The following is a 13257-nucleotide window of genomic DNA, read 5'->3' as shown; positions in this document are numbered from 1 at the left end:
CGATCGCCTGGCTTTTTCTGCATCTTTGCAAGGAAAAGCCCACCGGCTTTGATGCCGATGGGCTGCGATTCCTCGCCTCTGTTGGAACGGCGATCAGCCTCAGTTGGCCGGTGCAGCCGGAGCTGGTGCAGCCGGTGCCGGAGCGGGCTCGGCCGGAGCCGGGGCAGGGGCCGGTTCAGCCGGAGCCGGTGCGGCTGGTGCCGCCGGGGCTGATGCGGCCGGCGCGTCGACCTTCACATTGATGTCCTGTCCGCCACCCCCACGGATGTCGACGATACCCGTAACGAGCAGCAGCCCGACAATCACGACGAGTGCCAGAATGATTGCTACAGCTGTGGTGCCACCGCCTCCACCTCCGCCTGTATTGATGACAGTTGGGCCTTCAGCCATTTTTTCCTCCTTTTAAACCTGTAAACGCAAGTCACAGCCAAAAGCCGTGGCGCGTGTCAGGAGATAAACGGACGATCCCGGCTTCCGTTCCTTGCGCGTCGACGGGTGACATGCTCCCAGTCGATGCAGGCGCTTCAGAAACGCGGCCTTTTGTCTGTCACGACTCTCAATGTCCCGCCAACGCGCTGGCATCGTGGGCAGCGCACCTTGGATGATATCCGCCTGTCATTGCGGTAGCCGTAGTGCGTTCCGTAAAGCTCTATCAGCACGTCGATGTCGAGCGACCAGGCTTGCCCGCAGGACGGCGCGCCGCAATAGGCCATCAGGCCTTGTCCGTCTGCTTTGAGATCTGCCAGCGTCGGCTCTATCGCGGTCGGCAGGACTATCGCCATGCCTTCGGATGGCAGGGGCAGGCCGACAATCCGACTGATCAGGCCTTCATCGACGTTTTCGCGGCCAGTCAATTCACGCACCAGTTCCCTTGCATGGTCCAATCGCCGTGTTTCATCGGTTAGCCCTTCCGCCACCGACGACGCGAAAGCCTTGCGCAGAATGTCGAAATCGTGAGTGGAGATGAAACCGTCTGAGCGGCTGTCGTTTTCCATCAAATAGCTCCCGCCGGGCGGGAGCACGATCTACGCTCTCAAGCACCAGAGCCCATACAATGGCTGGTGACAGCGGTTCAGTACACTTTTACAAAAGGTTTAGCAAAGAAAGAGTCAAGTCGCGCGCGGATAAAATGATTTCGGAAACCATGCCGGAGACTTGTGAGGAACCACCCGGCCGCCCGATCTCTTTAGCGGCATGAAGCAACCTGGCGCGCTCGGAATGGAAGATCACAATCTTACTGGCTCAGTCGGTCCCGAACAGCCGTCGCTACCCCACGACCAAGCGCCTGAAGGCGATTTCGGCGGGCCATTTGGATATGGGCATCCTGCTCACAAGCCAGACCCATCCGCCACCTATACGTTTCAACCTGGGGCGGTTCGTCCTCTGCCGATCCAAAGCCAGAGAAGAAGGCGATAGTGAACGGCACGGTGCAAAAACCCTATGAACCCGCCTATTTCGCCAGGAAACACGGGATCACACAGGCCCAGGCACGACGGATCACCAAGAATTTTGGCCCCTCACGTGTCAGGTGCGACACTGCAGCCCAGGATCTCAACCTGGCGCTGACCGGATCATCGCTTCTGCATGAGCGGCCGCCGGCGTCAGTTTCTTCGATGCCGAAGAAATAGCGTAGCCGACGCCCAGCCAAACAATCGCCGCCCCTGCCAAGGCTGGGTGGATCGACCGGGCATACAGGATGGCTCAACCCCGCTTGGCGACGTAGCCGGCAGTGACCTCTTCCTTGTGGGCAGCGAAGGCTGCCAGGACCTCGGCTGTCTCGGGCTTCGGGACCTTCAGGAAGTCTAGGGTCCGTCCGAGTTCCGCTGCGACCTCATCGAATTCCGCGGGGGAGATCAGGAGGTCCCGGTGAGCCTCCTCGAGGCCGAGCGGTGTCGTGCCGGGCTTGGTGGCCGTGAACTTGAAGGGCCCGCCGGAAACTTCGCAGACCCACAGCGTCCGCATGAACTTGAGGCCGGGCAGCCTTTCAAGGTTCTTGGTGTGCCATTCGCGCAGCTGCGGATTCTCGGATTTCTGGCCGACAATGGGGTTCTTCACGACGGCGTCGCTGAAGTGATCCACCACCGCTGCGATGGCGAAGACGCCACCCAGCCGCTCGTACAGACTCTTCTCTGGTGTGGTGGTCTGCTTGGTCTGCGCGTGCGCCTGGTCCGCCGCCGCCAATACGGCTATCGGGGCGGCAGTGGCCGCCAGCGCTGCAACCACGCTTCGTCTTGTGATGGAAGTCGAGACAGCCTGTGCCATCGTCACCCTCGCGATAGCCTAAACGGCTGCCCCGAGAGATTGTTCCAGTACGGAATAAAAAAGCCCGCGCCTCCGGTGCTCAGGGCAGTAAGGACTTACCGACCAGGCGGCTGCCGCGACAACGCCAGAAGCTCCGCCTCATCCGTGATTCCGGCCATGTAGTTGGCGACGATTCGAGACGCCAGTGCTTCCCGATGCGCTTCAGATTGACCTTTCCGCTTGGCCCGCTCGAACACGCGTCCAAAGAGCCTTAACTCGGAAGGCGTGAAAATGCGGGGCTCTCTGATCTCGCGGTTGATCGACATGCCCACCCGCCTTTTTCGGGTGCTGAAAACAAGCGCCGATCCTGACGTACAGCTATGGACTCCGTGGGCCGGCGCTCAGCGCCAATCAGTGTGTTCTCGATGCCGTTTAGTACCAGCGTCCACGGCCGTAGAAGCCGCCGCCGCCTAGCAGCAAAACAATAAGAACGATGACCAGAATTGTGGTGATATCCATATTCGCCTCCATGAGCGCGTCCGGCGGTGTTCGCCGTTCGCCGCTCTTGCCTGAGCAGTGCATCACTTCGTGCCCTGTCAACTTCTCCAACGTTCCGCACGGCATTGTTGTTCCAATGGACGGACCAGGCATCGGCAGCCCCATCGAGGCGGCCAGGCCAGCGTGCCTTTGGTCGGGCACAAATCATCAACGTAGCCATTTTCTGAACCGCGCGGCTTTGTTCCTCACGAATGCAGCAGCTGCCGCATCACATGCCCTTCGCGATGGTCCATTTGCGGCGATGATGAACTTGGCGTCTCTCAGGGTCAGGCCGTACTTCTTCGCAAAAGTGAATGCTCCGTAAGGCTCGTCTTGGGGTATACCCTCGTTCGTGTAGGCCATTTGTGCCTCGCATGACGAATCGTCTGGCTCGGCTTCGGCCTCCGTCCGTCCTGTCTGGCATATCAACCTTCGGCGACGGGCGAAGGTTCCGGAACGCTCCGCCTCGAAGGGATGCGCGCGTGCTCGATCAGGGAGAGAGAAGGCGCTCAAGCTTGGTGGCCAGTTCATCAAAGCTGAACGGTTTGCGAAGCACGGCACGGTTGCTGAAGCCTTCGCGCATGTCGCGACTGCTGTTGCCGGTCGAGTAGATGAAGGGCACACCGCGCTCGGCGAGCGCATCGGCCACGGTATTGCTGTCGGCGCCGTCCAGATTCATGTCCAGCATGGCGGCATCGAAAATCTGTGCTTCGATCAGGGCGATCGCCTGTCCGATGGTGGCGGCTGAGGTGACGGACTCGCAGCCAAGATCGCCCAGCATGTCCTCGATCATCATCAGGACCAGGATCTCATCCTCGACCACGAGGAAGCGCCGGCCGGACAGGAGTTTATCCATCACGTGCCCCTGGTACCGGAATGTTCATCGTGCAGATCAACCCATCCGGGCGATAGTCGAGTTGCACGGTGCCTTCGAGTTCGTACGTCAGGCCGCGCTCGATCACACGCGAGCCAAACCCTTTTCGCGACGGTGGCGTAACCGGCGGCCCGTCCTTCTCTCGCCAGGACAGGATCAGTCGGCGGCCATCCGACGTCGGCTCGATCGTCCAGTCGATCCGGATCGAGCCCTTGTCGTTGGAAAACGCACCGTATTTCACCGCGTTGGTCGCGAGCTCGTTGAACGCGATGCCAAGCGCCAGGGCCGCCTTTGTCGAGAGGCGGATGTTCTCACCTGCAATCACCAGCCGCTCTTGCCGCCCGTCGGTGACGCCGAACGGTTCCAGGGCATCGTGCAGCACTTCGAGCAGCCCGGCGCTGTGCCAGTTTTCACGGGTCAGCAAATTGTGCGACCGGGAAAGCGCAAACAGCCGGGACTCGACGGCTTCGCGGATCACCTTCGGATCGGAATTGGCGCGCGACGCCTGCCAGACGATCGATTGTACCGTTGCAAGCGTGTTCTTTACCCGATGGTTCAGTTCGTCGATGAGCATCTTGGATTGCGCCTGCTCCTCCTTGTGTCTGGTGAGATCGACGAAGGAGGTAAAATACTGGACGACGGCGCCGCTCTTGTCGTGGACAGGATTGGCCAAAAGACCCGCCCAGAACCCGCTGCCGTCCTTGCGTCTGCAATGGATTTCCGTGTCCGCCGCACCCGCCGCCGAATTGGCTTCGAACTCGAGCTTGATGCGTTTCAGCGCCCCGGTGTCGGTACCGTCCGCCATCAGGAAATTGAAGGGCTGACCCAGGACCTCTTCCCTGGCGTATCCGGTCAGGGCGAGGAAGGCGTCATTGGCAAAAATGATCGGGTTGCCGGGTTCCTTCGCATCGGTGAAAACCATGGCCATTCGCGTCGTCTCGGCGGCAACCACGAACGGGCCAAGGTCGTCGTGAAAGCCCTCGACTTCGGCTTCGGCGTCCTTTTGCTCTTCGGACTTGCGAACTATTTCCGACATGTTGAATATCGATCCCGCCCTTGGCGTAAATCCACAGTGATAGCGTAGCTGAGCCTGGGGCTCCCTGCCATAGGCATCGAGTTCCTCGCGAGAAGGCGCGCAAAAAAGCCCGCATTCCGGAGGGGGGATTGGGAAGCGGGCTCTTTGAGACCGAACGCTCGGGGGTTCGGTATGTCAAATAACACAGCAGCGAAGAGTTGGTTCCATCCGAAGCCGCCAATTCGCTTCTGGGCGCGGGTGAGTTGTGCCTGTCTTAACCCGCAAGCATTCTTATTCCAGGAACGGATCAAGCATGGCTGCTTCGCTCTTGGTCGACACATTCATCGATCAAGGAGAATTATCGCTTGGCTGCGATCATTTCCGAGCGCTCCATTCGACGCACGAAGCCCTGCTAAAGTCGACTAAGGACATCACCGGCAAGGATGCGCCGTTCATTGGATGGAACGGAACAGGGCCGGTGCAGAGGTAGCGCTACAGAAGATGGGACATGCTCTCTATTGCGTCCCATCCATAGGTCGAACCGGACTTGGTGACGATGCTGGCGCGTCGAGGCCGGTCGGTAGCTGGGATGCTTACCGCGTGGCGCACAGCATCCGCGAACGTGTCGAACGGAACACCAATGCCGCCCGGGTCCTCATACCATGTGGCAGGCTCAATCAATCTATGCGACACAAGCCTTACTCCCATCTTGGGGGCGGAAAGCTTGAGCTGCTTTGCTAGCCAATCTGTGATGGCACGACAGTACGCCGTTGTGTCCCGGAGTCAAAATGGCGTCGGACCATCCAAAGAATCGTCGGTGCGGCAGCCAACAATGGCTCCGCCATAGGAGCCTTTAAGGCCGAAGCATTTCTAGTCCGTGCGCTTGCCGTACACGCGGCGCTGACGTCAAGTCAGTGATACGAGGGGCCGTTAGCTGAGCCCGATCAATCCACCAGCTTGGCGTAAGCATGGTAGGTGGCTCTTCATGCGATTGGACTTACGTCAGGCTCGCGTTCCGGGCTAAGGCACAAATTGGAATTCTTCGGTCGCCGTGCGCCCCATTGCGGACGCGTTTTCCAGCTCGGCACGAGGTGCCAGTGGCTTCTGCTCAGACTTGAATAAGGATCCAGCGGGCGTCCTTCCCGATCGAAATGCACCGCCAGTCCCTGGTCGACTGCGCACAGCACGGTGTACCGCTCGATCTGGTCGTCTGATAGCTCGCAATCGGGAACTTCATCCCGCACTGACTGCGCTGCCGCAAAAGTTGAAATGATGCGTCCGGGAGCGCAACGGTCGATATACCCCTGTACAGCGCCTATGACTTCGTCAGGAATAAGGAAGTTGAAGTGCCGCGAATTGGTGGAAACTACGGTCCGGTTTAGCATTTCGCCCACCTGAAAGCCCCGAGCGACGCTATCAGGTGGGCTGCTGTCTGCAAGGACGGATCGGCAGCCTGAGGCGGTTATTCACCGATTTCTAATATAAGCGCCGGTGAGCCTGATGGATCAGGCTATGCCGCCCGCGGCACGCGCGAGGTGAACGTCGCCCTGGTCACCGACACGCTGGTGCCGTTCTTGTCGCTGATGACCTCGATCTTGGCCTCCAGCTGCTTGACCAGCGCCTCGACGATGGCTGTTCCCAGGCCCACGCTCGGCACCTCGCCGGAGGTCTTGCCGGCGCCGTTGTCCGATACCGTCAGCTTCCAGTCGCTGCCCTCGGTTTCGTAGGTCACCTGGATCAGCGCCTTGGCCTTCTCCATCGGGAAGGCATATTTGATCGCGTTGAGAACGAGCTCGGTGACGATCAGGCCGAGGCTCACCGCCTTTTGCGAGTCTATCCTGTCGCCTTGCGCCGTGACGTTGACGGCGATCGGCTGGTCTTCGCCGACCATCGAGGAGGCCAGGCTGCTGCACAGTTTCGACAGGTAGGACACGACGTCGATCTCTTCGAGACCGGCCTCCGTGTGAAGATGGCGCTGCACTTCGGCCACCGACAGCACCCGCTGGTGGGCATCCCTGAGGTGCTGGCGGGTTTCCTCCGAGGTGACGGAGCGGGCCTTCAGCAACAGGATGCTGGCGATGATCTGCAGGCTGTTGGCAACCCGGTGTTCCATCTCGCGCAGCAGCACATCCTTCTGCCGCAGCAGGTCTTCGGTGCGGGCGAGAAGCTCTTCCTTCTCCTTCTCGATCGTACGGCGGGCCGTGATGTCGTTGAAGGCGAGCAGGATGGTGATGGCCGAGCTGTGGTCGTAGAGCACCTTGCGGGCGTTGAGCAGCATCGTGCGCGGACCGATGTTGGGGAAATCATGCTCGACCTCGAAACCGTCCATGGCGGTCTTTTCGGGGATGATCGTCTCCAGGAGCAGGCGCAGCGCCGGGATGTCCCATTGGCCGTCGCCCAGCGCATAGAGCAGGGCGCCGTGTGTCTGCTCGGGGTCGACCTTGAAGGTTTGGTAGAAGGAGCGGCTGGCCGCCAGCACATGAAACTGCTCGTCGAGCACGAGGAAGGGCTCGACGATCGTATTGACGATCGCCTGCGCCAGCGTCTGCACGTCCTCGACATTCGCGATAGGGTGGAACAAGGCTCAAAGCCGATCTGGAGGCGCTCTGCCTCCGTTCAGGCTTTACAATATACCGTTGCCGGGCCTGTGTCGCGAATTGAATCGATCCGGACATTGAGGAACCAGGTAACCGCGAGTTGCGTTACGCCGGTAAGGGATTGTTTCGATGACTGACGAACAAGGCAAGCCACAGGCGATGGACGGCCTTGTTCACCGTTTGGTCAAGGAGTCTGGCATCACCGAAGAGCAGGCCCGCGAGCTGATCGCCCTTCTTGGGGCGCACAATTGGCCGTCGCTCATGCGGGAAGCCCGCATTCTGGCTGGAAAACGCTAAATTTCAAATTGACGGTCGGCGGCACGCGCGACGACGGCCATATTTCGCTTAGGGGGCTTCCCGTACGGAAGTTGCACGCCAGCTAAATATACCTGATCATGGCGGTTGGCGGGGCGGAGACGGCAAGTGGGAAATCGTAAAAACGGCATGCACCCGCCAGGCCCCGGGCTGGGGACTATACTTTCCGCTGCCACGGCCCCGCGCATGTCATTGCCCACCGTCGCTACCGGTCGTGGCGGCGGTGGCCGCCCTGTATTTCGGGCGCGAGGTTTTCCTGCCGATCGCCATCGCGCTGCTGCTTACCTTCGCGCTTGCCCCTGTGGTTTCCGCCCTCAAACGCATAGGCATTCCCCGCATTCTTGCCGTCATCGCCAGTGTGCTCAGCGCATTCGCGGCACTCGCTTTGTTGTCCTTCATAGTCGCCTCGCAGGTCAGCGAACTGGCGCAGAACATCCCGACCTACCAGACAAACATCCTGACCAAGGTCAGATCCCTCAAGGAAACCGGGGTAGGGGGCGGGATCATCGCCAGATTGAGCAAGGTGATCGAGCGCGTCGGCCAGGAATTCGACCAGCCGGAGCCGTCGCCCCCCACCGCCGAGCAACCAAAGCGCCAACCGGTGCCGGTCGAGATCGTCGCGCGCGAACGGCCGCTCCAGGTTTTGCAGAACCTGGTCGGCCCGATGATCAGTCCGCTGGCCTCGGCCGGGCTGATCATCGTCGTCGTCATCTTCATGCTGCTGGAGCGGGAGGATCTGCGCGATCGCTTCATACGCCTCGTCGGCTATGGCGATCTGCATCGAACCACCCAGGCGCTTCAGGATGCCGGCACGCGGGTCGGCCAATATCTGCTGATGCAGCTGGTGGTGAACATCGTCTACGCCATACCCATAACCATCGGGCTCTGGGTCCTGGGCATTCCCAATGCACTGCTGTGGGGATTGCTGGCGCTGGCGCTGCGCTTCGTCCCCTATATCGGCCCGGTGATTGGCGCGCTGCTGCCTCTGTTCCTGGCGCTGGCCGTGGCGCCCGGCTGGTCGCTGGTGCTGTGGACCGCCGGGCTGTTCGTGGCGATGGAGATGCTTACCGGCAACGTCATCGAACCCTGGCTCTACGGCTCGCGGACGGGGCTGTCGCCGCTCGCCATCATCGTCGCGGCGATCTTCTGGACCTGGCTGTGGGGTCCGCTCGGGCTGGTCCTGTCGACGCCGCTCACCGTCTGCCTGGTCGTGCTCGGCCGGCACGTGCCGCAGTTCGAATTCCTTGACGTGTTGTTCGGCAACGAGCCGGTGCTCGAACCCCATGCCAGGCTCTACCAGCGGCTGCTGGCCGGCGATCCCGACGAAGCCACCGACCACGCCGAGGAGATGCTGGAGGAGAAATATCTGGTCGAATTCTACGCCAAGGTCGCCATTCCAGCGTTGCTGCTCGGCGAGCAGGACCGCGTCCGTGGCGTCATGGACGACCAGCAAATGCGGCAGGTGGCGGCCAGCGCGGCGACGCTGGTGGCAAACCTCGACGACAGCGCGCAGGAGGAAGCGGACGAAGAAGACGAGCCGGCTGTCGCCGGAGACGCGGATGCCGGAAAAGAGGCTGCCCGGGACGGCAAGGATAGCGAGGACGAGGACGACATCGAATTGCCTGATGGCACCGGCATGTCGGTGCTGTGTGCCGGTGGGCGCGGCGAACTCGACGATGCTGCCGCCGCCATGCTGGCGCAGGTGCTCGAAGTCCAGGGCGCGACCGTGTCGAAGGCGAGCTTTGCCGACCTGGAGCCGACAAACATTCGCCAGCTCGAGCTCAAGGCCGTCGACACCGTCGTGGTCGGTTTCCTCAACCGCGATTCCGTCAAGCACGCCCGCTTTCTGGTGCGCCGGTTGAAGCGCGCCAAGCCGGCGCTGCGGGTCGGCATCGTGTTCTGGTCCGAAACCGGCAACGACGACAAGGAGGCGGGCGCCAAGCTTGCCGGCGACATCAATGCCGATTTCGTCGCGCACGACATGGTCGAGGCAGCACTTGGCGCCTTGTCCAACGATCCGCCGGTTGTACTCAAGCTCGCCGCCAAACGCCGCCTGCGCCGCCGGCCGCCGGCCCGCAAGAAAGTGCCGCTCGCGGCCGCAAGCTGAGCGCCGCGTGACCGGTCTCGACTATGTTGCAGGAGAGATACTCGCCATTTGGACTCTCCCGCTGGGAGAAAGGCTGGCAGGCCAAGAGCGGGCGGTACCCTTGCGAGTGCCCGCCCGTCCGGCGCCGCCGCCAATGCTGTTGTTTGCGAAACCCCTCAGCCCCAACCCCAACAGCCACGGTTATGGCGTGACCCGTGACTTTGCGAATATCCATTGGTGGTACGCGCTGTCAACGCCGCCTGCCGCGGCGTCAGCCCGGCGATTTCGTGCCCCCCCGGCACCCGCGCCAACGCAGTGCGCCCGCGTCTTCTCCGCCATGAAAAGCTTGGAAAAGGCGGTTTTCCGGGCTTTCCAAGGGCTCCGGGTCGTACGGAATGGCAGTGCATCAGCACCGATCTAGGCTCTTGAATCGATTTGTTTTTCGCTGGCCGGAGCTCCTTGCGGGCGTCTTTTCAACTTGACTTTTTTTGGGTGTATTTTTCCGGCGGTGGTTTTGGGCCCGTTGCGGCCGTCATCCCACTGACTTGCGCGATTGCTGACGTTGGAGATTTACCGACGGCCGCGCGGCGACCGATCCAGCACGGCCATCGACGGGTGCCGAAAACGGGACTGCCGACGGTGGGATCGCGCTGGCCGGGAAGAAGAAAATGGCGAGCCTTGGCCCGCCATTTTCCGTGCTGAAATCCTGTCGAAACCTAGTTGGCGCCGCCGAGCTGCTTGGTCAACTTGCAGAAATCATTGTGCTGCTTGGCGATGACCTGGTCGCTGCATTCCTTCCACATGTCGGTCCGGTCCTCCTCGCTCATGGCCGTCCAGGTGGCCTTGAACGCGGCCTTCGACTTCATGGTCTTCATGCCGCTGTCGGTGAAGAAGGGCGTCATCTTGGCCGGGTTGTCGAGCGCGCCGGCCAGAGCCGCACCGCTCATCATCGAAAGCGCCACAGCGCCCATGCAAAGTGTCCTGATAATCATGATCAGTTCCTCTCGTTGAGATTGAAGATCGTCCAAGCTGCGATCGAAGGGAGGAACGAGGGTCTCGCCGGAAAAGTTTCCAGCCGAGTGACGCATCGATCAGCCGGTCGGGCTTGCTGCGTGCTCGTAAGCGCGTTGCTCGACCGCAAAAATGTCAAAAAAGTATCAGTCAGGTGGACAGACCGTGGTGGCGGCTGCATCAATTGCCGCCTAAGCTTTGATCACTGCGGAGAGCGGCTTACGCGGCCTGCGGGACAAGGCACTGCAACTGGTCGCAAGACCGGACCGGCGCCGGGAGGTAGGAAGATGAATCCGGACTTGGAAGTTGTCCAGATCAGACGTGGCGAGTCGTTCAAGGCCTGGGCCCACGGCTATCCCTTCCACACCGTGCGCTGGCACTTCCATCCCGAATACGAAATCCACCACGTCGTCGCCACCACCGGCCGCTATTTCGTCGGCGACTTCATCGGCGAATTCGAGCCCGGCAACCTCGTGCTCACCGGCCCCAATTTGCCGCACAACTGGGTCAGCGACGTGCCGGCCGGCTCCTGCGTGCCGCTGCGCGGCCGCGTCGTCCAGTTCTCGCAAGAGTTCATTGCCGATGCCACCACGGCGCTTCCCGAGCTTGCCGGCTGTACCGGCATTCTCGAGCTCAGCCGCCGCGGCGTGCTGTTTTCGGCTGCGACGGCCGAGCTTGCCGGGCCGGTGCTGGCGGAGCTTGTCGAGGCGCAAGGGGTACGCCGCATCGCGCTGTTCATGACGCTTGTCGATATCCTCAGCCGCGCCGCCGATGTGCGGCCGCTGACCAGCGCCAATTATCTGCCCGATCCCTCCGGCTTCATGTCGGCCGGCGTCAACAAGGCGCTTGCCTATATCAACGCGCATCTGACCGAGCCGTTCAGCGAAGGCGATCTCGCCACCATCGCCGGACGCAGCCCGAGCGCGTTTTCGCGCAGCTTTCGCCGCCACACCGGCATGGCGCTGGTCCAGTACGTCAACCGGCTGCGCATCAATCTCGCCTGCCAGTTGCTGATGAGCGAAGCCGACATGTCGATCACCGAGATCTGCTACGCCGCCGGCTACAACAACATCTCGAATTTCAACCGCCAGTTCCTGGTGCAGAAGGCCATGTCGCCTTCGCGCTTCCGGGCCTTGCTGGCGGAAAACATAAGCGCGGAGATTGCCGCCTAACAGGGAGGACCGGGAGGAGCCTGACATATGCAGAAGGAAAGAACGCGGGGTGCGTTGGAGGCGCCCCGTGCTGGAGATCGCTTGTCCTGAAATCCAGCAATATCAGTAGGATAGGCGTGCGGCTGGCTGGGGATCAAGGCAAGATATGCCAGATGTCGCGAGCCGTTAGTCCTGTCAACTGTTCGACTTGCAGTCAAGGCCTGGTGCGCCATTTGGCGTTCAGCGCCTTCATGAAACCATTCCTTGAAACGGAGATATTCGAATGACCAATTTTGCATGGAAATCGACTGGCGCAATTGCGCTGGCACTTTCTCTCCTTGGCGGCACCGCCGCCTTTGCCGCCGAGGTCACCGACGCCACGGTTGCCTTCCTGATGCCCGACCAGGCCTCGACGCGCTACGAGCAGCACGACTATCCCGGCTTCGTCGCCGAGATAAAGAAGCTCTGCCCCGGCTGCAAGGTGATCTACCAGAATGCCGATGCCGACGCCTCGCGCCAGCAGCAGCAGTTCAACTCGGTCATCTCGCAGGGCGCCAAGGCGATCGTGCTCGACCCCGTCGACTCGACCGCCGCCGCCTCGCTGGTCAAGCTGGCGCAGAGCCAGGGCATCAAGGTCATCGCCTATGACCGGCCGATCCCGACCGCACCGGCCGATTTCTACGTCTCGTTCAACAATGAAGGCATCGGCAAGGCGATCGCGGATTCGCTGGTCGAACATCTGAAGGCGCTGAAGGTCGATCCGGCCAGCGGCGGCGTGCTGCAGATCAACGGCTCGCCGACCGATGCGGCGGCGGGGCTGATCAAGAAGGGCATTCATGCGGGCCTCGACAACAGCGGCTACCCGATCCTGGCCGAGTTCGACACGCCGGAATGGGCGCCGCCGAAGGCACAGCAGTGGGCGAGCGGCCAGATCACCCGCTTCCCCGGCAAGATCCTCGGTGTCGTCGCCGCCAATGACGGCACCGGCGGTGGCGCCATCGCCGCCTTCAAGGCAGCCGGCGTCGATCCGGTGCCGCCGGTCACCGGCAACGACGCGACGATCGCCGCCTTGCAGTTGATCATCGCCGGCGACCAGTACAACACCATCTCCAAGCCGAGCGAGATCGTGGCGGCCGCCGCCGCCAACGTCGCCGTCAAGCTCCTGTCGGGCGAGACGCCGAAAGCCGAAATGACGCTCTACGACACGCCCTCGCAACTGTTCACGCCGGCGGTGGTGACGCAGGAAAACCTCAAGGCCGAGATCATCGACAAGAAGATCAACACGGCCGCCGAGCTTTGCGTCGACCGTTATGTCGAAGGCTGCAAGAAGCTCGGCATCACCAATTGATCGGACTATCCTGATCCTCGGCATCCGGCCGCAATCGCGGCCGGATGCCGACAACCACTCTTGACCGGTCCTCCGGAAAGGT

The 13257-nt window shown here is 61.5% G+C and carries 13 protein-coding genes and 1 pseudogene; 5 read left to right on the top strand and 9 right to left on the bottom strand.

The window, feature by feature from the left end:
* Positions 1-99: 99 nt before the first annotated feature.
* From LHFGNBLO_RS28135 to LHFGNBLO_RS28105, 7 genes are all read right to left on the bottom strand, one after another.
* Positions 100-390: a hypothetical protein gene (locus LHFGNBLO_RS28135; protein WP_258602539.1), complete on the bottom strand. Its 291-nt coding sequence runs from the start codon at positions 388-390 to the stop codon at positions 100-102.
* A 134-nt stretch (positions 391-524) separates the two neighbouring features.
* Positions 525-995, bottom strand: a complete 471-nt coding sequence (locus LHFGNBLO_RS28130; RefSeq protein WP_258602538.1) for a hypothetical protein — start codon at positions 993-995, stop codon at positions 525-527.
* Between the two features lie 706 nt (positions 996-1701).
* On the bottom strand, positions 1702-2262 hold the full coding sequence (locus LHFGNBLO_RS28125) for a group I truncated hemoglobin (RefSeq protein WP_258602537.1): 561 nt from the start codon (positions 2260-2262) through the stop codon (positions 1702-1704).
* Positions 2263-2357: 95 nt separating this feature from the next.
* Positions 2358-2567: a hypothetical protein gene (locus tag LHFGNBLO_RS28120; RefSeq protein WP_258602536.1), complete on the bottom strand. Its 210-nt coding sequence runs from the start codon at positions 2565-2567 to the stop codon at positions 2358-2360.
* 106 nt (positions 2568-2673) lie between these two features.
* Entirely contained in the window at positions 2674-2841 is a 168-nt protein-coding gene (locus LHFGNBLO_RS28115; protein WP_258602535.1) for a hypothetical protein, read from the bottom strand.
* 427 nt (positions 2842-3268) lie between these two features.
* On the bottom strand, positions 3269-3601 hold the full coding sequence (locus LHFGNBLO_RS28110; RefSeq protein ID WP_258602534.1) for a response regulator: 333 nt from the start codon (positions 3599-3601) through the stop codon (positions 3269-3271).
* Between the two features lie 25 nt (positions 3602-3626).
* A complete protein-coding gene (locus LHFGNBLO_RS28105; RefSeq protein WP_258602533.1) occupies positions 3627-4688 on the bottom strand; it encodes an HWE histidine kinase domain-containing protein in 1062 nt (353 codons plus the stop codon).
* A gap of 292 nt (positions 4689-4980) precedes the next feature.
* On the opposite strand from LHFGNBLO_RS28105, the gene LHFGNBLO_RS28100 reads away from it, so the two are divergent.
* The gene (locus tag LHFGNBLO_RS28100) at positions 4981-5157 is read left to right on the top strand and encodes a hypothetical protein (RefSeq protein WP_258602532.1); all 177 of its coding nucleotides are present in this window, start codon (positions 4981-4983) and stop codon (positions 5155-5157) included.
* Positions 5158-6177: 1020 nt separating this feature from the next.
* Here the strand turns inward: LHFGNBLO_RS28100 and LHFGNBLO_RS28095 are convergent.
* Complete coding sequence (locus LHFGNBLO_RS28095; RefSeq protein WP_258602531.1) at positions 6178-7248, bottom strand: sensor histidine kinase; 1071 nt, start codon at positions 7246-7248, stop codon at positions 6178-6180.
* 145 nt (positions 7249-7393) lie between these two features.
* Between LHFGNBLO_RS28095 and LHFGNBLO_RS28090 the strand changes: the two genes are divergently transcribed.
* Both LHFGNBLO_RS28090 and LHFGNBLO_RS28085 read left to right on the top strand, forming a co-directional pair.
* Positions 7394-7561: a hypothetical protein gene (locus tag LHFGNBLO_RS28090; protein WP_258602530.1), complete on the top strand. Its 168-nt coding sequence runs from the start codon at positions 7394-7396 to the stop codon at positions 7559-7561.
* Between the two features lie 147 nt (positions 7562-7708).
* Positions 7709-9686 (top strand): annotated as a pseudogene (locus LHFGNBLO_RS28085) (AI-2E family transporter).
* Between the two features lie 695 nt (positions 9687-10381).
* Here LHFGNBLO_RS28085 and LHFGNBLO_RS28080 read toward each other — a convergent pair.
* The gene (locus LHFGNBLO_RS28080; RefSeq protein ID WP_258602529.1) at positions 10382-10657 is read right to left on the bottom strand and encodes a hypothetical protein; all 276 of its coding nucleotides are present in this window, start codon (positions 10655-10657) and stop codon (positions 10382-10384) included.
* Positions 10658-10963: 306 nt separating this feature from the next.
* Between LHFGNBLO_RS28080 and LHFGNBLO_RS28075 the strand changes: the two genes are divergently transcribed.
* Positions 10964-11848 (top strand): AraC family transcriptional regulator, encoded by an 885-nt coding sequence (locus LHFGNBLO_RS28075; protein ID WP_258602528.1) that lies wholly within the window; start codon positions 10964-10966, stop codon positions 11846-11848.
* 262 nt (positions 11849-12110) lie between these two features.
* The gene (locus LHFGNBLO_RS28070) at positions 12111-13175 is read left to right on the top strand and encodes a sugar ABC transporter substrate-binding protein (protein ID WP_258602527.1); all 1065 of its coding nucleotides are present in this window, start codon (positions 12111-12113) and stop codon (positions 13173-13175) included.
* The last annotated feature ends 82 nt before the right edge of the window (positions 13176-13257 follow it).

It is taken from the genome of Mesorhizobium sp. AR10, assembly GCF_024746795.1.
Lineage (GTDB): Bacteria > Pseudomonadota > Alphaproteobacteria > Rhizobiales > Rhizobiaceae > Mesorhizobium.
The sequence above is the reverse complement of the archived record's forward strand: the minus strand, read 5'-3'. Positions and strand labels throughout refer to the sequence as shown.

What these genes read in the sequence shown, in the direction of transcription:
- LHFGNBLO_RS28135 (WP_258602539.1), bottom strand. Translation starts at nt 390, where the DNA reads ATGGCTGAAGGCCCAACTGTCATCAATACAGGCGGAGGTGGAGGCGGT.
- LHFGNBLO_RS28130 (WP_258602538.1), bottom strand. Translation starts at nt 995, where the DNA reads ATGGAAAACGACAGCCGCTCAGACGGTTTCATCTCCACTCACGATTTC.
- LHFGNBLO_RS28125 (WP_258602537.1), bottom strand. Translation starts at nt 2,262, where the DNA reads ATGGCACAGGCTGTCTCGACTTCCATCACAAGACGAAGCGTGGTTGCA.
- LHFGNBLO_RS28120 (WP_258602536.1), bottom strand. Translation starts at nt 2,567, where the DNA reads ATGTCGATCAACCGCGAGATCAGAGAGCCCCGCATTTTCACGCCTTCC.
- LHFGNBLO_RS28105 (WP_258602533.1), bottom strand. Translation starts at nt 4,688, where the DNA reads ATGTCGGAAATAGTTCGCAAGTCCGAAGAGCAAAAGGACGCCGAAGCC.
- LHFGNBLO_RS28100 (WP_258602532.1), top strand. Translation starts at nt 4,981, where the DNA reads ATGGCTGCTTCGCTCTTGGTCGACACATTCATCGATCAAGGAGAATTA.
- LHFGNBLO_RS28090 (WP_258602530.1), top strand. Translation starts at nt 7,394, where the DNA reads ATGACTGACGAACAAGGCAAGCCACAGGCGATGGACGGCCTTGTTCAC.
- LHFGNBLO_RS28080 (WP_258602529.1), bottom strand. Translation starts at nt 10,657, where the DNA reads ATGATTATCAGGACACTTTGCATGGGCGCTGTGGCGCTTTCGATGATG.
- LHFGNBLO_RS28075 (WP_258602528.1), top strand. Translation starts at nt 10,964, where the DNA reads ATGAATCCGGACTTGGAAGTTGTCCAGATCAGACGTGGCGAGTCGTTC.
- LHFGNBLO_RS28070 (WP_258602527.1), top strand. Translation starts at nt 12,111, where the DNA reads ATGACCAATTTTGCATGGAAATCGACTGGCGCAATTGCGCTGGCACTT.